Source organism: Bradyrhizobium sp. USDA 376 (assembly GCF_054063675.1).
The window spans coordinates 3,996,553-4,017,149 of record NZ_JBSSGN010000001.1 but is presented as its reverse complement, the minus strand read 5'-3'; the positions used below and the strand labels follow the sequence as shown (position 1 = coordinate 4,017,149).

The 20,597-nt window shown below is 66.2% G+C and carries 14 protein-coding genes and 1 pseudogene; 2 read left to right on the top strand and 13 right to left on the bottom strand.

Features of this window, described 5'->3' with window-relative positions:
- Positions 1-56 precede the first annotated feature (56 nt).
- Positions 57-1,333: pseudogene (locus ACVJ19_RS18805) on the top strand (multidrug effflux MFS transporter).
- 167 nt (positions 1,334-1,500) lie between these two features.
- Here the strand turns inward: ACVJ19_RS18805 and ligA are convergent.
- The gene (ligA, locus tag ACVJ19_RS18800) at positions 1,501-3,648 is read right to left on the bottom strand and encodes an NAD-dependent DNA ligase LigA (RefSeq protein WP_453950514.1); all 2,148 of its coding nucleotides are present in this window, start codon (positions 3,646-3,648) and stop codon (positions 1,501-1,503) included.
- Between the two features lie 120 nt (positions 3,649-3,768).
- Here ligA and ACVJ19_RS18795 point away from each other — a divergent pair, with 120 nt between their 5' ends.
- Positions 3,769-4,056 carry a GIY-YIG nuclease family protein gene (locus ACVJ19_RS18795; protein ID WP_453950513.1) on the top strand — a complete coding sequence of 96 codons (288 nt, stop codon included), beginning with the start codon at positions 3,769-3,771 and terminating at the stop codon, positions 4,054-4,056.
- 92 nt (positions 4,057-4,148) lie between these two features.
- Here ACVJ19_RS18795 and recN read toward each other — a convergent pair whose 3' ends face one another.
- The 12 genes from recN to murD all read right to left on the bottom strand — a co-directional run bounded on the left by recN (position 4,149) and on the right by murD (position 20,502).
- Positions 4,149-5,837 carry a DNA repair protein RecN gene (gene recN, locus ACVJ19_RS18790; RefSeq protein WP_453950512.1) on the bottom strand — a complete coding sequence of 563 codons (1,689 nt, stop codon included), beginning with the start codon at positions 5,835-5,837 and terminating at the stop codon, positions 4,149-4,151.
- Positions 5,838-5,853: 16 nt separating this feature from the next.
- Complete coding sequence (locus tag ACVJ19_RS18785; protein ID WP_453950511.1) at positions 5,854-6,756, bottom strand: outer membrane protein assembly factor BamD; 903 nt, start codon at positions 6,754-6,756, stop codon at positions 5,854-5,856.
- A 240-nt stretch (positions 6,757-6,996) separates the two neighbouring features.
- Complete coding sequence (gene lpxC / locus ACVJ19_RS18780) at positions 6,997-7,959, bottom strand: UDP-3-O-acyl-N-acetylglucosamine deacetylase (RefSeq protein WP_453950510.1); 963 nt, start codon at positions 7,957-7,959, stop codon at positions 6,997-6,999.
- Between the two features lie 360 nt (positions 7,960-8,319).
- The gene (gene ftsZ, locus ACVJ19_RS18775; protein ID WP_453950509.1) at positions 8,320-10,116 is read right to left on the bottom strand and encodes a cell division protein FtsZ; all 1,797 of its coding nucleotides are present in this window, start codon (positions 10,114-10,116) and stop codon (positions 8,320-8,322) included.
- Positions 10,117-10,203: 87 nt separating this feature from the next.
- Positions 10,204-11,526: a cell division protein FtsA gene (gene ftsA / locus ACVJ19_RS18770; RefSeq protein ID WP_453950508.1), complete on the bottom strand. Its 1,323-nt coding sequence runs from the start codon at positions 11,524-11,526 to the stop codon at positions 10,204-10,206.
- Positions 11,523-12,539 (bottom strand): cell division protein FtsQ/DivIB, encoded by a 1,017-nt coding sequence (locus ACVJ19_RS18765; RefSeq protein ID WP_453950507.1) that lies wholly within the window; start codon positions 12,537-12,539, stop codon positions 11,523-11,525. The genes ftsA and ACVJ19_RS18765 overlap by 4 nt, the downstream gene beginning before the upstream one ends.
- Positions 12,540-12,885: 346 nt before the next feature.
- Entirely contained in the window at positions 12,886-13,872 is a 987-nt protein-coding gene (locus tag ACVJ19_RS18760; RefSeq protein WP_453955159.1) for a D-alanine--D-alanine ligase family protein, read from the bottom strand.
- Positions 13,873-13,989: 117 nt separating this feature from the next.
- Positions 13,990-14,910 carry a UDP-N-acetylmuramate dehydrogenase gene (murB, locus tag ACVJ19_RS18755; RefSeq protein ID WP_453950506.1) on the bottom strand — a complete coding sequence of 307 codons (921 nt, stop codon included), beginning with the start codon at positions 14,908-14,910 and terminating at the stop codon, positions 13,990-13,992.
- 4 nt (positions 14,911-14,914) lie between these two features.
- Positions 14,915-16,318 (bottom strand): UDP-N-acetylmuramate--L-alanine ligase, encoded by a 1,404-nt coding sequence (gene murC, locus ACVJ19_RS18750; protein WP_456739409.1) that lies wholly within the window; start codon positions 16,316-16,318, stop codon positions 14,915-14,917.
- 122 nt (positions 16,319-16,440) lie between these two features.
- Positions 16,441-17,541 (bottom strand): undecaprenyldiphospho-muramoylpentapeptide beta-N-acetylglucosaminyltransferase, encoded by a 1,101-nt coding sequence (murG, locus tag ACVJ19_RS18745; RefSeq protein WP_453950505.1) that lies wholly within the window; start codon positions 17,539-17,541, stop codon positions 16,441-16,443.
- A gap of 176 nt (positions 17,542-17,717) precedes the next feature.
- Positions 17,718-18,869, bottom strand: a complete 1,152-nt coding sequence (locus ACVJ19_RS18740) for an FtsW/RodA/SpoVE family cell cycle protein (protein ID WP_453950504.1) — start codon at positions 18,867-18,869, stop codon at positions 17,718-17,720.
- 235 nt (positions 18,870-19,104) lie between these two features.
- Complete coding sequence (gene murD / locus ACVJ19_RS18735) at positions 19,105-20,502, bottom strand: UDP-N-acetylmuramoyl-L-alanine--D-glutamate ligase (RefSeq protein ID WP_453950503.1); 1,398 nt, start codon at positions 20,500-20,502, stop codon at positions 19,105-19,107.
- Positions 20,503-20,597 lie beyond the last annotated feature (95 nt).

Here is a 20,597-nt window from a genome sequence, read left to right as displayed (position 1 = left end):
ATATCCGTCTTGCGTGGGCACGCTACAGTCGATTCGACATCGAAAGACGGACACTTATGCACGGCATGATCAGCAGGCCGCCGGAAGCGGCAACGAAGACCATCGCGAGCTCGCGCGTGATGCTGCTGTTGCTCGTCTGCATGACGGGCGTCGCGCCGATCTCGCTCTACATGCTGGTTCCGGCGCTCCCCGTGCTGGCGACGAATTTCGGCAGCGACATCTCGGTCGCGCAGATGACGGTGTCGCTTTACATGGTCGGCATCGCCTGCTCGCAACTGATCATGGGCCCGCTGTCCGACAAGTTCGGGCGGCGCCCGGTGCTGCTGGCAGGGCTCGCGCTGATGGTCGCGGCGAGCATCGGCTGTGTGTTCGCCGAGAGCCTGCCGCAGCTGATCGCTGCACGTTTCTTCCAGGCGCTCGGCGGGGCTACCGGCATGGTGGTGAGCCGCGCCATCATCCGCGATCTCTACGAGCGCGAGCGCGTCGGCGCGATGATCAGCCTCGTCATCGCCGTCATGATGATCGCGCAGATGCTCTCGCCGCTGACCGGCGGCTTGATCGAGACCGCGTTCGGCTGGCGCGCGATCTTCTACGCGATCACCGCAGGCTCTCTTGCGGTCGCGATCGGCATCGCGCTCGCGCTGCCGGAGACGCGCCGCGACCGTGCGGCCGGCAGCGGCTTTCGCGGCGATGTCGGCAGCCTGATCAGGAACCGCGCCTTCGTCGGCTACGTGCTGTGCCAGGTGCTGGCCTCGCAGATCATCTTCACCTTCGCCGGCGGCGGTCCGTACATCGTGGTCACACAGATGGGCCGAACCACCGTCGAATATGGCGCGTGGTTCGCCACCAGCAGCCTCGCCTTTCTCGTCGGCAATCTGCTGTGCGTGCGCTTTGCGCCGCGTCATTCTCTGGAGAAGCTGATCTGGTTCGGGCTGGCGCTGCAGCTCGGCGGCAGCATCCTCAACCTGCTCTGGAGCTTGACGGGACTGAACGCGGCCCCACTCTGGCTGTTCGGCACCCAGATGATCGTGATGGCGGGCAACGCCATCGTGATGGCAAATTCCGCGGCCGGCGCCATCAGCGTCCGCCCCGAGGCCGCCGGCACGGCGTCGGGAGCGAGGGCTTTCTGCAACAGGGCCTCGGCGCGCTGATGTCGCAATTCGGCGCCTATCTCGGCGGCCACTCGACGACGGCGCTGCCGCTGACCGCGGCGATCCTGGCGATCTCGCTGCTCTGCGCCGGCACGATGATCTTCGTCGTCCCCCGCCGCGAAGTGGTGGTGAGCGAGGAATTGATCGAGCAGGCGGAAGAGGAAGAGACGGGGATGATGTAGCTGTCGCGGGGACGACGGCTATCACCACACGTTAGGTGTCATCCCCCGCGAAGGCGGGGGATCCAGTATTCCAGAGACAGTGCGGGGATACGGAGAGGCCGCGGCGTACTGGATCGCCCGCCTGCGCGGGCGATGACAGCGGAGTGAAGGGCACGAGTGCGCCCCTGTCACTCCCCGATCAACTTCAGCCACTCGTTCTCGGTCAGCACCTTGACGCCGTGCTTGTTGGCTTCCGCGAGCTTCGAGCCTGCGCCGGGGCCGGCGACGACGAGGTCGGTCTTCTTCGACACTGAGCCCGAGACCTTGGCACCTAAGCGCTCCGCGGTCGCCTTGGCTTCATCCCGCGTCATCTTCTCCAGCGAGCCCGTGAACACCACGGTCTTGCCGGCGACGGGCGAGTTGCTCTTCGGCTTCTCGGCGTCGACGATCTCGACCTCCCGGGTCAGGCGCTCGACGATGCCGCGGTTGTGGCTCTCGCCGAAGTAATCGGCGATACTCTTGATCACGGTGTCGCCGATCTGGTCGAGCGCATCCATGTCGGCCATCGCCTCCTCGTCGCCCTTGGCGACCTTGAGGCAGGCGTCGTGGAACGCCTCCCATGAGCCGTAGCCGCGCGCCAGCGCCAGCGCGGTGGTCTCCCCGACATGGCGCATGCCGAGCGCATAGACGAAACGCTCCAGCGCGATTTTCCGGCGGCTCTCGATGGCGCCGAACAGGTTGCGCACCGAGGTCGCGCCGTAGCCCTCGATCTCCTCGAGCTTGAGCTTCGAATTGCGCTTCTCCAGCGTGAAGATGTCGGCGGGCTCCCTCACCCACTCCTCGTCGAAGAAATACTGGAGCTGCTTCTCGCCGAGACCATCGATGTCGAAGGCGCGGCGCGACACGAACAGCTTCAGATGCTCGATCTTCTGGTAGGGGCAGGCGAACTCGCCGGTGCAGCGCGCACGCGAGCCCTCTTCGCCCGCCGCCGTCTCCTCGCGCGTGACGTCGGTGTGCAGCGGGCACGGGCACTTCTTCGGGAACTGGAATTCCTTGGCGCTCTTCGGCCGCTTGTCGAGGACGACGTCGACCACCTGCGGGATGACGTCACCGGCGCGCTGGATCACGACGGTGTCGCCGATCCTGATGTCGCGCCCCTCGCGCAGCACCTCGCCCTTGTTGCCGATGCCCTTGATGTAATCCTCGTTGTGCAGCGTGACGTTCTGCACGATCACGCCGCCGACGCCGACCGGCTCGAGCTTGCCGACCGGCGTGAACGAGCCGGTGCGGCCGACCTGGATCTCGATGTCGCGCAGCACCGTCATGGCGCGCTCGGCCGGGAATTTGTGCGCGATGCCCCAGCGCGGCGTGCGCGAGACGAAGCCGAGCCGCTCCTGCCAGTCGATGCGGTCGACCTTGTAGACGACGCCGTCGATGTCGTAGTCGAGTTTTGCGCGCTGCTCCTCGATCGCGTGATGAAACGCGAGCAGCTCCTCGACCGAATGACACAGCTTGGTCAGCGGATTGGTCTTGAAGCCGCAGCGCTCGAACCAGCCGATCATGCCGCTCTGCGTATCCTCCGGCATCGCGCTCATCTGGCCCCAGGCATAGGCGAAGAAGCCGAGCGGACGCGAGGCGGTGATGGTCGGATCCTTTTGCCGCAGCGAGCCCGCGGCCGAGTTGCGCGGATTGGCGAAGATGGTGTCGTCCGCCGCCTTCTGGCGCTCGTTGAGCGCGAGGAAGGCCTTCTTGGTCATGTAGACCTCGCCGCGCACCTCGCAGATGTCGGGGACGTTACGGCCCTTCAGCTGCTGGGGCACGTCTTCGAGGGTGCGGATGTTGGCGGTGACGTCCTCGCCGATCGCGCCGTCGCCGCGCGTCGCCGCGGTGACGAGCTCGCCGCCCTCGTAGCGCAGCGACATCGACAGGCCGTCGATCTTGGGCTCGGCGGAGAAATTGACCTTGTCGTCGTCGAGCTTCAGGAAGCGCACGATGCGGCCGACGAAGTCGCGCACGTCCTCTTCCGCAAAGGCGTTGTCGAGCGACAGCATGGGCACGGAGTGCCGCACCTTCCTGAAGCGCCCGGACGGTGCCGCGCCGACCTTCTGCGACGGCGATTCTGCGCTGACGAATTCAGGAAAGCGTTTTTCGATCGCGTCGAGGCGCTGCCGCAGAGCGTCGTACTCGGCGTCGGTGACGGTGGGCGCGTCGTCCTGATAGTAGCGCTCGTTGTGTCCCTCGATCTCGAGCGACAACCGCATGTACTCGACCTTGGCCTGCGCCTTGGTGAGATCGGCGACGTCGCGAAGCGGTTTCGATTTTGCTGCTCTTGCCATTATACTTAAGGTTGCATCTCGTCGTTCCGGGATGGTCCGAAGGACCAGACCCGGAACCTCGAGATTCCGGGTTCGCACTTCGTGCGCCCCGGAATGACGGTTGGGAGGGGCTCGGAAATCATGGCGTACTACGTCTATATCCTAGCAAGCCGGCGCGATGGGGCAATCTACGTCGGTATCACCAATGACCTTGTGCGCCGCGTCTACGAGCACCGAATCAAAGCCGTTCCTGGCTTCACGGCAAAATACAACATCACGCGGCTGGTTTGGTTCGAGACGTATGATGACCCGATCTCGGCAATCTCTCGCGAGAAAGAGCTCAAGAAGTGGAAGCGCGCTTGGAAAATCCAACTGATCGAGAAGGACAATCCGAACTGGAATGATCTCTACGAGTCGATCTGCAAATGAGGAGTCATTCTGGGGCGGCTCGAAGAGCCGAACCCGGAATCTCGAGATTCCGGGTTCGATGCTTCGCATCGCCCCGGAATGACGGTGGTGGCCTAAGCCGTCGCCGCCTTCAGCAGCCGTTCCGCCGCCGCCCTCGCCTCGGCCGTGATCTCCGCTCCCGCCAGCATCCGCGCGATTTCCTCGCGGCGGTGGTCGGCGGCGAGCGCATTGACGCGGGTGGCGACGCGCTTGCCCTTGTCGAGGGCGTCCTTGGAGATGAGCAGATGCTGGTCGGCACGGGCGGCGACCTGCGGGGCGTGGGTCACGGCCATCACCTGCACCTTGCCGGCAAGCCGGGCCAGGCGCCCGCCGATGGCGTCCGCGACCGCGCCGCCGACGCCTGTGTCGATCTCGTCGAACACCAGCGTCGGCGCCGAGCCGCGGTCGGACAGCACGACCTTGAGCGCCAGCAGGAAGCGCGACAGCTCGCCGCCGGAGGCGACCTTCATCAGCGGCCCCGGCTTGGTGCCCGGATTGGTCTGCACCCAGAACTCGACGCGGTCGAAGCCCTGCGGGCCCGGCGCGGCCTCGTCGGTCTCGACCTGGGTCATGAATTTGGCGCGTTCGAGCTTGAGCGGGGCGAGCTCGGCATTGACGGCCTTGTTGAGCTTTTCCGCCGATTTCTGCCGCGCCAGCGACAGCTTCTTGGCGGCCGCGGCATAGCGGCTATCTGCCTCGATGGCAGCCTGCTCCAGCTTCTTCAACTGCGAGGCGCCGGCGTCGATCAGCACGACGTCGGCGGCGTATTTGGCGGCAAGCGCCGCGAGCTGGTCGACCGGGGTCGAATATTTGCGCGAGGCAGCGCGCAGGGCGAACAGCCGCTCCTCGATGCGTTCGAGCTCGGCCGGGTCGAAATCGGTTGCGGCAAGCGCGGCCTGGAGATGCTGGTCGGCTTCCTCCAGCGCGTTGATCGCGGCGTCGATCGCCTTCACCGCGGGCTCGACCAGCGCCGGCGAGTTGACGCCGCGGCGCTCCAGCCGGCGCACAGCCGCCGACAGCGCCGCGACCGGCGAGTGATTGCCGCCGACCGCCTCCTGCGCCTCGCGCAGATCGGAGGCGATCTTCTCGCCCTGCATCATCGTGGTGCGGCGCTGGGCCAGCGACGTCTCCTCGCCCTCCCTGGGCGCGAGCCGCTTCAGCTCGTCGGAGGCGTGGCGCAGATAGTCGGCCTCGCGCGCGGCGCGCTCCATGCCGGCGCGATGCTCTTCCAGCGCCGTGTCGGCGGTGCGGCGGGCGTCCCAGAGCTCCTCGACGGCCGTGACGTCCTTTTCCAGGCCGGCGAAGGCGTCGAGCAGGCGGCGGTGCGTGGCGGCATCGACCAGCGCGCGCTCGTCATGCTGGCCGTGGATCTCGACCAGCGCGGCGCCGACCGCCTTCAGCGTCTGCACGCTGATCGACTGGTCGTTGATGAAGGCGCGGGTGCGGCCGTCGGCGAGCTGAACCCGGCGCAGGATCATCTCGCAAGAATCTGCGACGCTCGCGTCGTCCAGCCCGTTCTCGGCCAGGATCTTCGTCGCGGGGTGATTCTTCGGGATATCGAAGACGGCGGTGACCTGTCCCTGCTCCGCGCCGTGGCGCACGAGGCCGGCGTCGCCGCGGCCGCCGAGCGCCAGCGCAAAGGCATCAAGCAGGATGGATTTGCCCGCCCCGGTCTCGCCGGTCAAAACGGCAAGGCCGGTGGCGAATTCGATATCGAGCCGTTCGATCAGGACGATGTCACGGATCGACAGACGCGCCAGCATGGAACCCCAAAATTTCCTAGCCGAGGCCCATCTTCTTGAAGGTCTTGCTGATCCAGGACCCCTGATTCTCGCTCGGCTCGAGACCACCCGATTTTACAAGATTATAGGCGTCCTTGTACCAGCGGCTGTCAGGAAAATTGTGGCCGAGCACGGCGGCCGCGGTTTGTGCCTCGCCGACGATGCCGATTGCCATATAGGCTTCGGTCAACCGGTAGAGCGCCTCCTCGACATGGCGCGTGGTCTGGTACTGGGTGACGACGGCCTTGTAGCGATTGATCGCGGCGGTGTAGTCGCGCTTCTGCATGTAGTAGCGGCCGACGTTCATTTCCTTGCCGGCGAGCTGGTCGCGGGCACCCTCGATCTTTGCCTTGGCGGAGGTCGCATATTCGGACGTCGGATATTTGCGCACCACCTCTTCCAGCGAGGCGATCGCCTTCTCGGTGCGGCTCTGGTCGCGGCTGATGTCCGGGATCTGGTCGTAATGCGAGGCGGCGATCAGGTATTGCGCATAGGCCGCATCCGGGCTGCCGGGATGCAGCGTGACGTAGCGGGTGGCGGCGCCGATGCATCCGTCGTAGTCGCCGCCCTGGTAGGAGGCGTAGGCAGACATCAGCAGCGATTTGCGGGCCCAGTCGGAATAAGGATGCTGGCGGTCGACCTCTTCGAACTTCTTGTTCGCCGCCTTCATGTCCTTCTTCTCGTTCATGAGGTACAGGCCCTCATTGTAGATCTTGTCGGCGGGCTCCTCGACGAAGGTGTCGTCCTTGGCGGTGAACTTGTCCCAGAGTTCTCCGGTGCCGCAGCCGGCCAGCGGCAGCGCGAGCAGGAAGAAGGTGGCAGCCTGGAGCAGCCCACGGGCCGCAATCGAGGCCTTTGGCGAAATCGAAAGAGAGCCGCGCGTCATACGCTGTGCCGACATGAGTTTTGCCCTGACGCCCTGTGATGCAGTGCCCGCCAGCCCATGAAGTCAGTCATGGGCGCGAAATGGTGCGTGGTGCCTGCCATGCGACCACGCCGATGTATCCGAAAAACGATCGTTAACAACCGGATAGGCAGGCATTTCGCCCGGATTAAGGCGAACCTGCCGCAATGCTAGCCGATCATGGTTACCAGGAGTTTCCCGGGGGCAGGTTGCCCTTGCCCGCGGCGGCAGATCCCTTCAGGACACGTCCGGCCCATAGGCCGCGGCGATCCGGCCACCGACAATGCCGCGACCGACTTCGCCCACCGGACGGGTGGTGCGACGCACCGCCTCGCCCTCGACCACGCGCCAGGCGGTACGGTCGGCAAGCAGAGCAGTCAGGACGGCGTGGTTGAGCTTGTGGCCGCCACGGACCGAACGGTAGGCGCCAAGCAGCGGCAGGCCGGCCAGCGCGAGGTCGCCGATCACGTCCAGCACCTTGTGGCGGGCACATTCGTCGGCGTAGCGCAGGCCCTCGGTGTTGAGCAGCCGCTCCTCGTCGAACACGACGGTGTTGTCGAAGGAGGCGCCAAGGGCATAGCCCGCGCTCCAGAGCCGGGCGACGTCGCACATCAGACCGAAGGTCCGGGCGCGGCCGACTTCGCGGCGGAAACGCTCCGGGTTGAGCTCGAGGGCGTAGCTCTGCTGGCCGATGACGGGATTGGTGAAGTCGATCTCGACCTCGGCGCGGAACCCGTTGGCATAGGGCCGGATCTCGCCGAAGGAGTCGCCGATCTTGACGGAGATCGGCTTCAAAACCTGGATGAAGCGGCGCTGCGCGGACTGGGTGACGATGCCGGCCTGGTCGATGGCGGCAATGAACGCCGCGGCACTGCCGTCCATGATCGGCACTTCCGGCCCGTCGAGCTCGATCGTGGCGTTGTCCACGCCCATGCCCCGCAGTGCGGCAAGCACATGCTCGGCGGTCGAGACCAGCGGACCGTTACGATCGCCGAGGACGGTGGCAAGGTCGGTCGCGATCACCTGGTCGGCGGTCGCCTGAACTTCGCGGTCACATCCCTCGAGGCCGGTACGGACAAAAATAAAACCCGCGTCGATAGGCGCAGGCCCAAGCGTGAGAGTGACGGGAAGACCGGAGTGAACGCCGACGCCGGCCACGGTGGCTTGCGCACGAAGCGTTGTTTGCCGGCTAAATTTCATCAGGAACCCGCCCCACTACGACCCATTGCGACTTATACTCAACCCGACCGATCAGCTTGCGCCGTCGTGCGAATCCGTATCCCCAAGTCACGGCAAACCATAGTTGCTGCCTCAAACAGCGCCAACTCACGGTTTTTTACCGATTGTTACCCCAAACCTGCCGTATTCGCGCCAAGGCTTAACCAAATTGCGCCGAGGTTTTGGGCCGCTGCCGGCGATTTTACTGAACCACCGAATACATAATTAATGATTTAAAATCAGATGCTTGTCTGTGCAATCCGGGCATTCCCGGGAGAAAAGGAAAGGTCCCGGCAAGCTTGTCGCCGGGACCTTTTTTCGTCTGCCCTATTGTAACAATTCTCAGGTCGCCTGCCGCCGCAGGAAGGCCGGGATATCAAGATGGTCGTCACCCTGTGGCGCCGGCGCAACAGGTGCGGGGCGGCCATGCATGTCGAGGCCCTGCGGCGCGGGACGGCGCGCATACTCCGATACCGGCTCACTAGCCGCGATCTGCTGCGCCACGGTCTTCTGCGGCCGGCGCTCGGGGAGCGGCGGCATGGCGGGACCGGTGGTGCGCGCGGCCACCGGCGGCTCGCTCTCCTCGTCGCGGCGGCCAAGGCCGACATTGGCGAGGCGCTGCAGCAGCGACAGGCGGGTCTTCTGCGGGGTCTCTTCCTCCACCTCGCCACGGGCCTGACGAAGCTCGGCCTGGGCCGGCATCGGCAGCTCCTCGATTCGCGGCATCCGCGGCGCGCGAACCGGCGGACGCTCGGCCTGCGGCGGAATGAAGTTTTCGGGCATCATCGGCTCCTGCATCGCGACCGGGGCCATGTCGGGCTCGGGGAACAGGGTCGGCTTCTGCGCGATCGGGCGCACGGTGACGTCGCCATAGGTCTGGGGCGCGGGCGCCTGCGGGACCTCGGCAACGGCAGCCGCGATGGCGGCGAGCGCCGCGCGCTCGACGTTCTGGCGCGGCGCGACCGGAGCAGCCGCAACCGGAGCAGCGGCAGGGGTCTGGGCTTCCAGCTTCTGGGCACGCTCGGCCAGGCGCTGATTGTCGGCGCGCAGACGCGCGGTGAGGTCGGCGAGACGGCTCTCGGCGGCCGCGGCGGGAGCTGCAGGAGCCTGCTGCACCTGCGGCGCAGCGTTCGCGACCGGAGCGGAGGTCGCCTGGCTGTTGCGGGCGATCGCGGCCTGCTCGATGCCGGTGGCGACGACCGAGACGCGGATCAGGCCGTCGAGGGCTTCGTCGAAGGTGGCGCCGACGATGATGTTGGCGTCCTGGTCGACTTCCTCGCGGATGCGGGTCGCGGCCTCGTCGACCTCGAACAGCGTGAGGTCCTTGCCGCCGGTGATGGAGATGAGGAGGCCCTTGGCACCCTTCATCGAGCTATCGTCGATCAGCGGGTTGGCGATCGCAGCTTCCGCGGCGGTCAGCGCGCGCTTGTCGCCGGAGGCTTCGCCGGTGCCCATCATCGCCTTGCCCATCTCGCGCATGACGGCGCGAACGTCAGCGAAGTCGAGGTTGATCAGGCCTTCCTTGACCATCAGGTCGGTGATGCAGGCGACGCCGGAGTAGAGCACCTGGTCAGCCATCGCGAAGGCGTCGGCGAAGGTGGTCTTCTCGTTGGCGACCCGGAACAGGTTTTGGTTCGGGATGATCAGGAGCGTATCGACGACCTTGTGCAGCTCGTTGATGCCGGCTTCGGCGGTGCGCATGCGGCGGCCGCCCTCGAAGTGGAACGGCTTGGTGACGACGCCCACGGTGAGGATGCCCATGTCGCGCGCGGTCTTGGCGATCACGGGTGCAGCGCCGGTGCCGGTGCCGCCGCCCATGCCGGCGGTGACGAACACCATGTTGGCGCCCGAGAGATGATCGCGCAACTCGTCGATCACCTCTTCCGCCGCCGCGGCGCCGACGTTCGGCTGCGAACCCGCGCCGAGGCCTTGCGTGACCGCCGTGCCCATCTGCACGATGCGCTGCGCCTTCGACATCGTCAACGCCTGCGCGTCGGTGTTGGCGACCACGAAGTCGACGCCCTGCAGGCCCGCCGTGATCATGTTGTTGACGGCGTTGCCGCCGGCGCCGCCGACGCCGAACACGGTGATCCGGGGCTTCAGTTCGTGAATATCAGGAACATTGATGCTGATGGTCATGGTTGCCTCTCGATCACGCGCGCGTGGGTTCGCCCCGGCCGGCGGCCGCGGGAGTTGGTGAAAATGGGAAATTGCGGAAAGGAGTCATCAGAAGCCCTCGCGTAGCCATCGTCCAACCTTTCCGAAATAACCGCCGGTCCCTGTCTTGACCTGCTGCCGCGTATGCCGCGGTTCGACATGTTCCTGGTGAACATATTGCGGGTAGACGAGGAGGCCGGCCGGCACCGCGAACGCGGCGTTCTTCGCCTCGTTGGGCAGCCGGCCGAAGCCAAGGGGACGCCCGACCCGCACGGGCCGGCCGAGAATTTGAGTTCCGAGTTCGACGAGACCGGTCAGTTGCGAGGCGCCGCCCGAGAGCACGACGCGGCCGTTGGGCTCTGACGCGAAAGGCGAATCCTTCAACCGGTCCCGGACCATTTCGAAGATTTCCTCGGCACGGTGCTTGACGATGTTGGCGATGGTGGCGCGGGAGACGATCTGCGGCAGATCCTGCTCGTCACCGGCTGTCGGCACAGACATCAGCTCACGCGAGTCCGATCCACCGGTGATGACCGTCCCGTATAAAGTCTTGATTCGCTCGGCATCGGCAATGGTCGCGGAGAGTCCGCGCGCCATATCCATCGTGATGTGTTGCCCGCCGACCGCAAAACCCGCCGCATGCACGAAACGGCCGCCGGAATAGACCGCGATCGTGGTGGTGCCCGCGCCCATTTCGACGACGGCCGCGCCGAGATCGGCCTCGTCGTCGGTCAGCACCGACAAGCCGGCAACATAAGGGCTCGCCGCCATGGCTTCGACATTGATGTGGCAGCGCTCGACCGCGAGCATCAGGTTTCGCGCCACGGTGGCGTCGCAGGTGACGACGTTCATGTCGACACCGAACTGGTGCGCGACCATGCCGCGGGGATCGCGGATGCCCTTGACGCCGTCGAGCGTGTAGCCGACCGGCAGCGCGTGCAGCACGGTGCGACCCTCGCCGGTGGCGTGGCGCATGCCGGTGGAGGTGACGCGGCTGACGTCGGCCGGCGTCACGGCGCCGCCGCGGATGTCGGCGGCGGCTTCGACCAGCTGGCCGGAGAGCCGGCCGCCAGACACCGAGAGCAGCACGGACTCGACCCGCACCTTGGCCATCTTCTCCGCCAGTGCGACGGCCTGGCGCACCGCCTGCTCGCATTCACCGAGATCGATCACCGCGCCGGCCTTCATGCCGCGCGCCTGGATCTGGCTGTAGCCGATCAGCTCCACCGCATGGGTGCGGCCGCGCAAGGCTTCGCTCGGCGCCGACGGCTTCAGCCGTGCGATCATGCAGGCGATCTTGCTGGTGCCGATATCGAGGCAGGCGACCAGGCCGCCGCGCTTGTGCGGCATCTGGCGCGTCTTCGGCGTCTGGGTGCGATCGAGACCGGTCATGCGGCGTCCCCGGCCTTCTTTTTCTTCTTGTCCTTGAACTGGTCTTCGCGCGCCTTGGCGGCGTCGTCGGACAGCTGCACCACCAGCCGATCCGGCAGGCGCATGTCGACGGCGACGATGTCGCGGGAGAACAGCCTGTCTTCCTTGTCGAGCCTGGACAGCATCGCAAGCGCGTTGCCGACGTCCTGCTCGGGCAGGCGGATGTCGAGGCCGTCCTTCAGCCTCAGGTTCCAGCGCCGCTCGCCGACATAGACCGCGGCCTTGGTCACCGCATTGACCTGCGGATAGCGCGCCAGCAGCGCCAGGAAATCGCGGGCCTGGGTGTCGGCGCCCTTGCCGACCACGAGCGGCAGCGACAGGAAGCGGCGCGAGACATAGGGCTCGAGCACGGCGCCGTCGTCGGCGATGACGGAGAGGCGGCCGCCCTCCTGCCACAGCGCGAACGCCTTGCGCTCGGTGAGCTCGATCATGAGCTGGCCCGGATAGAGCTTCAGCACGGTCGCATCCGCGATCCAGGGATTGGCCTTGAGCTTGTCGCGCACGGCGTCGGCGTCGAGGAACAGCAGCGAGGAGCGGCCGCTGACGCCGCCGATGGCGAGGATCTCGTCCTGGGTCAGCTGCTTGCGGCCGTTGATCACCACGGAGGTGATGCGGAAGCCGGCGGAATTGGCCATGGCGTTGCGGGCGTCGCTGACCGCGGTGATGAAGTCCTGGAGGTGGCCGCCCTTGACGATGCCGAAGCCGCAGCTTCCGAGCAGCAGCAGCACGGTCATGGTGATCCCGACCCGGCGCGGCGCATAGCGCTCGACCAGCGCGACCACGCGCGGCGGCGGCTCGCGCTCGACGACCGGCTTGGCCTTGGCTTTGCTCTTCGCGGCAGCGCGTTTCTCGTCGCGCTTGTCCTGCACCCACTCGCGCAGAAGCACGACCGCTCCGATAGCGGCTGCCTTCAGGTCAGCTTGGGGCCTCAGCGATCTGAAAAGCGACCGGGTGAGGCTTCCTGCTCCATCCATTGCACGAGCTCGTCAACAGTTTGCCCGCGACATCGCGCGGATCCTGGCGAACATGACGTCTCGGTGCCGGGCCGGGTGCTGGTCTTCAGCAGAAGAAGCCTCTCCCCTTCAAAGCGTTCGCTGGAGGTGACATCACCCACCACAGCTCACGCGCCGGCAGCCAAAGCGCCATATGCGCCGCCAGCGTTAACCTTCGGATGTCCTGGTAAACAAAAGGTAAAATTCGTTAACGACTTGCGCTTTTTGCCCAGCCATGTGAGGCATTTATGCCGCGATGTCCGGCATTTTACCGGATTTGGACCCCAAACCGGGCCGTTTCGCCCGTCCGGCCGTTAACCAGTCCTAATTATTTCCGCACGCCTCGCCCGGCGAGTTCGACCAGGCCCTGCAGGAAATCGACGAACGCGATGCCCTCCGCCTTCAGCGCCTTGGGGTAGAGCGAGGACTTGGTCAACCCGGGCAGCGTGTTGGTCTCGAGGTAAACGAGGCCCCTGTCCGAAACGATGAAGTCGGAGCGGGAATAGCCGGTGCAGGACATCGCCCGGTGCGCCAGCATCGCGTGCTCCTTGAGCGCGGCGGTGATCTCCGGGGCGAAACGACCGGGGCAGATCTCCTGGGTCGACTTCAACAGATATTTCGCGGCGTAGTCGAAATTGCCCTCGCCCGGAATGATCTCGATCGGCGGCAGCGCGATGATCGAGCCGTCAGTGCGCTCCAGCACGCCGCAGGTCGCCTCGACGCCGGCGATGTAGGGCTCGATCACGTACTCTTCATGCTTGGCCGCATTGCGGACGGCGACGAGATCCTGCTTGGCGTTGACGAAGATCAGGCCGTAGCTCGACCCGTCGCGCGCAGGCTTTGCGATCAGCCTGCCATATTCGGCGAAGGCCTCGTCGATGTCATCGAGCGCGACGTTGGCCGGCGGCGTCACGCCGCCGAGCGCAGCGAAACGCTTGGCCGCGATCTTGTCGAAGGCGAGATGCGAGGAGGCCGAACCAGATCCGGTGAACGGCACGCCGCGCGCCTCGCACATCACCTGCAATTCGCCGTTCTCCGCGCTTCCACCATGCAGGCCGAGCACGAGCACGCGATCTTCCGCCTTGGCCCGGTCGAGCGCCTGCGCGAGCGGAATGCCCGATGTGCCCGGCTTGAACTCGTCCTCGAACGGGCGCGCATGCTCCAGCAGCTGCCTGGACTGCACCACATGCACCTTGTCCTCGACGTCCCACCACCAGAGATCAGCCTCGGGCAGCGCCTGATGCAGCGCCTGCGCCGAGGCGACCGAAACCAGACGCTCGCGGTTGGAGCCGCCGAAGAGGATGGTGATGCGCATGTTTCCTCGCATTTCGTCATTCCGGGATGGTGCGCAAGCACCAGACCCGGAATCTCGAGATTCTCAGGTGCGCAATTGCGCACCATAGTTCGCCCTTCGGGCGCCCCGGAATGACTGTTAAATGGGAATCCCGATCCGCTTGATTTCCCAGTGCAGCTCAATTCCGGAATTCGCCTTCACGCGCTCGCGCACGGTCTCGCCGAGCGTCTCGATGTCGTGCGCGGTGGCATCGCCGGTGTTGATCAGGAAATTGCAGTGCATCTCGGAGACCTGCGCGCCGCCGACGCGCAAGCCGCGGCAGCCGGCGGCATCGACCAGCTTCCAGGCGGAATGGCCGGGCGGATTCTTGAAGGTCGAGCCGCCGGTCTTTTCGCGGATCGGCTGCGCGCTCTCGCGGTGGCTTTGCACGTCGGCCATGCGCGCGCGGATCGCATCTGCATCCCTGATCTCGCCGCGAAAGCGCGCGGAGGTGAAGATGATGGAGGGATCGACGCCGCTGTTGCGGTAAACGAATTTCATCTCGGTGTTGGAGAAGACGTGCTTCGTGCCGTCGCGACCAACGCCGCGCGCCTCGATCAGCACGTCCTTGGTCTCGCCGCCATTGGCGCCCGCATTCATGCGCAAGGCGCCGCCGATGGTGCCGGGAATGCCGAAATAGAATTCGAGCCCGCCGATATTGGCGGACGCCGCAACCTCCGCCACGCGCTTGTCGAGCGCGGCAGTGCCTGCGGTGACGATGTCGCCACTCGCGGTCGCCTCGCCGAAGGCGCGCGGCGCAAGACGGATCACCACGCCCGCAATGCCGCCATCGCGCACGATCAGGTTGGAGCCGACGCCGATGACATAGACGGGGATGTCGGAGGCAAGATGCGCGAGGAAGTAAGCGAGATCGTCCTCGTCCGCGGGCGTGAACAGCACCTGCGCAGGACCGCCGACGCGAAACCAGGTGAGCTCGGCCAGCGACTGGTTGGCGAGCAGCCGGCCCCGAAGTTTGGGCATCGCGGCTTTGAGCGAGGGTGTGATGTCGGGGAAGCTCACTGCCCTACCCCAGCGCCTTCAATTCGCCGGGCAGTGCATACGCCCATTGCGTGATGTTGCCGGCGCCGAGGCACACGACAAGATCGCCCGACTTCGCAAGTCCCTTGACGATGCCGGCGAGTTCCGTCGCAGCCGGCAGCGGGACCACCTCGCGATGACCATGGGCGCGCAGGCCCGCAACGAAATGATCGCGGTCGATGCCGTCGATCGGCGCCTCGCCCGCGGCATAGACGTCGGCGACAACAACCGCATCGGCGTCGTTGAAGCAGGTGCAGAATTCCTCGAACAACGATTGCAGGCGGGTGTAGCGATGCGGCTGCACCACGGCGATGATCTTGCCGTTGGTGGATTCCCGCGCCGCCTTCAGCACCGCCGCAATCTCGACGGGGTGGTGGCCGTAATCGTCGATCACGGTAACGCCGTTCCATTCGCCGGTCTTGGTGAAGCGCCGCTTGACGCCGCCGAAGCCCGCGATCGCCTTGCGGATCGCGTCGTCGGAGACACCGAGCTCGCGCGCGACCGCGATCGCGGCCGTCGCATTGGACGCGTTGTGGCGGCCCGGCATCGGCAGCATGAGATCGGCGATTTCGTGCACGGCGCCTGTCTTGCGATCGCGGAACGCGACCTTGAATTTCGAGCCGCCACCCATCGGGGTGAGATCGAGCAGCCGCACGTCGGCCTGCGGATTCTCGCCATAGGTGATGATGCGCCGGTCCTCGATCTTGCCGACGAGACTCTGCACCACGGGGTGATCGATGCACATCACGGCAAAGCCGTAGAACGGCAGGTTCTCGACGAAGTGACGGAACGCGTCCTGCACGGCCTCGAAGGTCTTGAAGTGGTCGAGGTGCTCGGGGTCGACATTGGTGACGATCGCGACATCGGTCGGCAGCTTCAGGAACGTGCCGTCGCTCTCGTCGGCCTCCACCACCATCCAGTCGCCGGCGCCGAGCCGCGCGTTGGAGCCGTAGGCGTTGATGATGCCGCCGTTGATCACGGTGGGATCGAGCCCGCCGGCATCGAGCAGCGTTGCGACCATCGTGGTCGTCGTGGTCTTGCCATGGGTGCCGGCGATGGCGACGCAGCTCTTCAGGCGCATCAGTTCGGCCAGCATCTCGGCGCGGCGCACCACGGGAATGCGCCGTTCGCGCGCCGCCATCAGCTCCGGATTGTCGCGCTTGATCGCGGTGGAGACCACGACGACCTCGGCGCCATCGACATTCTCGGCCTTGTGGCCGACCGAAACTTTTGCGCCCTTCTTACGCAAGCGATCGAGATTGTAATTGTCGGAGGCGTCCGAACCCTGCACGGCGTAGCCGAGATTGACCAGCACCTCGGCGATGCCGCTCATGCCGATCCCGCCGATCCCGACGAAGTGGATGGGTCCGATCTCGCGCGGCAGTCTCATGCTCTGTTCCCTGACCTTGCCGCCGGAAAGGCGGCAGCTGGCGAAGGTCACGGCCAAATCAGCCGCGCGCCCTTCCTACTGGATGCCCCGCTTTGGAAGACGAAGACAAGGGCTTTTTCGCGTCAGATTCCCGCGACCTTGACCACCAGATCGGCCAGCCGCTCGGCGGCATCGAGCCGGCCTGCCCCCTTTGCGGCCGCGGCCATGGCGGCGAGGCGCGCCGGTTCGGCGGCGAAGGCTGAGATTTCGGCGGCGAGGCGGTCGGAGGTGAACTCGGCCTGCGGGATGCGGATGGCGCCGTCGACCTTGGCCAGCACGCCGGCATTGGCGAACTGGTCCTGGTCGATCGAGCCCGGCAGTGGCACCAGGATCGAGGGCCGTCCGATTGCGGCAAGCTCGGCAACGGTGCCGGCGCCAGAGCGCGACACGATCAGATGATTGGAGGCGAGCCGCGCCGGCAAGTCGGTGAAGAACGGCGCGAGCTCGAACTTGATCTTGAGCTTGTCGTACACCGCGCGGACACGCGCCATGTCCTCGTCGCGCACCTGCTGGGTGAGGATGAGACGGCTCCACAGCGCAGGCTCGAGCCGCTCGATCGCGCCCGGGACGATGTCGGCCATGATGCGCGCGCCCTGGCTGCCGCCGACGACGAGCAGGCGCAGCGGACCGTTGGATTCGGGCGCAGTGTATTGCACGGCAGCTGCCGCGAGGATCGCGGGCCGCATCGGCGTGCCGACCGTGGTGGTCTTGCCTGACAGCGACGGATCGCGATCGAGCACGCCGGGCAAGGATGTCGCGATGGCACGGACGCGGCTGGACAGGAAGCGGTTGGCGCGGCCGAGCACCGCATTGGCGTCGTGGATGATGCCGGGGACGCCGGCGAACTTCGCGGCGACGAGCGGCGGCAGCGTCGGATAGCCGCCGAAGCCGACGACGGCGGCCGGCTTCAATCGCCTGATCAGGCCGTAGGCGGAGAGCGTGCCGACGACGAGCGTGAGGCCGGCATAGGCGAGCTGGAACGGATTGCGGCCGCGCGCGGTCTCGCTTCTGACGACGTCGATCATGTCCTTGCTGAACAGCCCGCTATAGCGCAGCGCGCGCTCGTCGGTGACGAGGCGGACGCGAAAGCCGCGCCGGATCAGCTCGACGCCGAGCGCCTCGGCCGGAAACAGATGGCCGCCGGTGCCGCCCGCGGCGAGAAGAATCAGGGGGGAGGTGTCCATGGGCGCCGTATTTACAGGGAAAGGGGGGCCATTGCGAGCCAACTACCGGGGGCTCGTGCCCCGGGCGCAGCGCAGCGCGCCGCACTTGGCGGCGTGGTGCGCTGCTGAACCGGGGCCCATTCTCGCGGCATTCTGGGTCCCGGCTCGCGCTCCGCGCGTCCGGGACACGAGAGTGACTACGCGTAACTCCGCATCGCCTCGGCGTGGCCGCTGGCCTCGACCTCGGTGCGCGGACGCAGCCGTGTCAGCGCCAGCATCATGCCGACGCCATAGGCGAGCGAGACGATCGAGGAGCCGCCATAGGAGATGAACGGCAGCGTCATGCCCTTGGCGGGGATGAGCTGCAGGTTCACCGACATGTTGATCGCCGCCTGCACGCCGAAAAGGATGGCAAGTCCCGAGGCCGCGAAGCGCGAGAACATGTCCTCATTGGCATAGGCGCGCGACAGCGTGCGGATGACGACGAAGGCGAACAGCGTCAGCATGGCCAGACACAGAACGATGCCGAACTCCTCGGCGGCGACCGCGAACACGAAGTCGGTGTGGCTGTCCGGCAGGCTGCGCTTGGCAATGCCCTCGCCCGGTCCGAGGCCGAGCCAGCCGCCGTTGTAGAAGGCCTCCATCGCCATATCGACCTGGAAGGTGTCGCCCGAAGCCGGGTTCATGAAGCGCTTGATTCGGCCGGCGACGTGCGGGACGAACAGATAGGCGCTGAACAGGCCCGCGGCAGCGGCGCCTGCAAGACCGAACACCCAGATCATGCGCATGCCCGCGATGAAGAACAGCGAGCCCCACACCATCAGGATCAGCATGGTCTGACCGAAGTCCGGCTCCATCACCAGCAGCGAGACCAGCATCAACAGCAGCACCAGCGCCATCGAGGTCGCCGGCATTTCCGGCCGCTTGGTCGATTCCGCGAACAGCCAGGCCGCGATGACGACGAAGGAGGGCTTTGCGATCTCGGAGGCCTGGATGTTGACGCCGAGCAGCGTGATCCAGCGCCGCGAGCCCTTCACCTCGGGACCGATCGCGAGCGTCACCACGATCAGGATGATGCTGACGGTGAAGATGATCAGCGCCGAGCGGCGGATCGCGCGCGGCGACAGGAAGGACACCCCGAGTAGCACCAGGCAGGACGGGAGGAGGAACATCACGTGGCGGCTGAAGAAATGGAACGGATCGAGCCCGATGCGGGTCGCAACCGGCGGGCTCGCCGCCAGCGACAGGATCACGCCGGTCAGCATCAGCGCCAGGATGGCGCCCATCAGCGGCTTGTCGACGGTCCACCACCACTCGGAAAAGGGGGTGCGTTCTTCACGGGAGAGCATGGGCGGCCGCTTTCGGACAGAGGTCCGTCCATTGGTCGCCGAGGTTGGTTACCGGGGGGTTAATGAATCGTGGATGTTTTGAGATGATCTCAGCCGCCTCCACAAATGTCCGTCATGCCCCGCGAAGGCGGGGCATCCAGTACGCCGCGGCCTCTCGGCTCAAGCCCCGTCTCTGGAATACTGGATCGCCCGCCTTCGCGGGCGATGACAGCGGAGATTGGGGAAGCAGCGCGCCTCACACCACCGGCTTCACACCCGGCAGCTCCTGCACCAACTCGCGGAACTTTGTGCCGCGGATTTCGAAGTTGCGGTACTGGTCGAACGAGGCGCAGGCCGGCGACAGCAGCACGACGGCGTCGGTGAGGCCTGAGGCTTCCGCGTCGCGCGCTGCGTGCTCGACGGCGACGTCGAGGGTCTGGCTGATCTCGTGCGCGACTGCGCCCAGCGTGCCCGAAAACTCCTGCGCGGCTTCGCCGATCAGATAGGCTTTTCGGATGCGCGGGAAATAGCCGGTCAAGCTGGTGATGCCGCCCGCCTTCGGCTTGCCGCCGGCGATCCAGAATATGTCGGCGAACGACGACAGCGCGTGCGCGGCGGCGTCCGCGTTGGTGCCCTTGGAGTCGTTCACGAACAGCACGTTGCCGCGGCGGCCGACCTGCTCCATGCGGTGCGCGAGGCCCGGAAAGCTGCGCAGGCCGTTCTGCAGCACGTCCTGGCTGATGCCCATCGCGAGCGCGGCGGCCGCGGCGCAGGCCGCGTTCTGCGCGTTGTGCAGGCCGCGCAGCGACCCGATGCCGCCTAGCGCGGCGACCTCGCTGCGGGCGCCGCCCGAGGCGCGCACGATATTGCCGTGCTCGAAATAAATGCCGGAGGCGAGCGGGTTCTTGACCGAGATGCGCACCACTGTCTTGCCGGCGCGCTCGAGCCGGTCGGCGACATCGCGACAATAGCCGTCGTCGACACCGACGATCGAGGTGCCGCCGGCCTGCACGCCCGCAACGAGGCGTTCCTTCACCGCGGCATAATGCGCGATGGTGCCGTGACGATCGATGTGGTCCTCGCTCACGTTGAGCAGGATGCCGACGGAGGGATCGAGCGAGGGCGTGAGATCGATCTGGTAGGACGACATCTCGATGACGTGGACGCGGCCCATGCGCGGCGGCTCCAGCGACAGGATCGCGGTGCCGATATTGCCGCCCATCTGGGTGTCGTAGCCCGCGACCTTGGTCAGATGCGCGATCAGCGCCGTGGTGGTCGACTTACCGTTGGTGCCGGTGATGGCGACGAACGGCGCGTTCGGCGCGTGGCGACGGCGCTCGCGGCAGAACAGCTCGATATCGCCAATGACCTCGACACCGGCTTCGCGCGCCTTCAGCACGCTCCAGTGCGGCACCGGATGGGTGAGCGGCACACCGGGCGCGAGCACGAGGGCGGCAAAGTTCGCCCAGGAGACGTTGCGCAAGTCGGCGGTGATGAAGCCGGCCTGCGCGGCCTTGGCGACGTTCTCGGCATTGTCGTCGGCGGCGACCACCTCGGCCCCGCCAGCCTTCAGCGCGTGGCAGGAGGCGAGCCCCGAGCCGCCGAGGCCGAACACGGCGACCGTCTTGCCGGCAAAGGATGTGACGGGGATCATGCTTGGGCCTCTGTCATTCCGGGGCTCGCGATGCGAGAACCCGGAATCTCGAGATTCTCAGGTGCGCAATTGCGCACCATAGTTCGACGCTGACG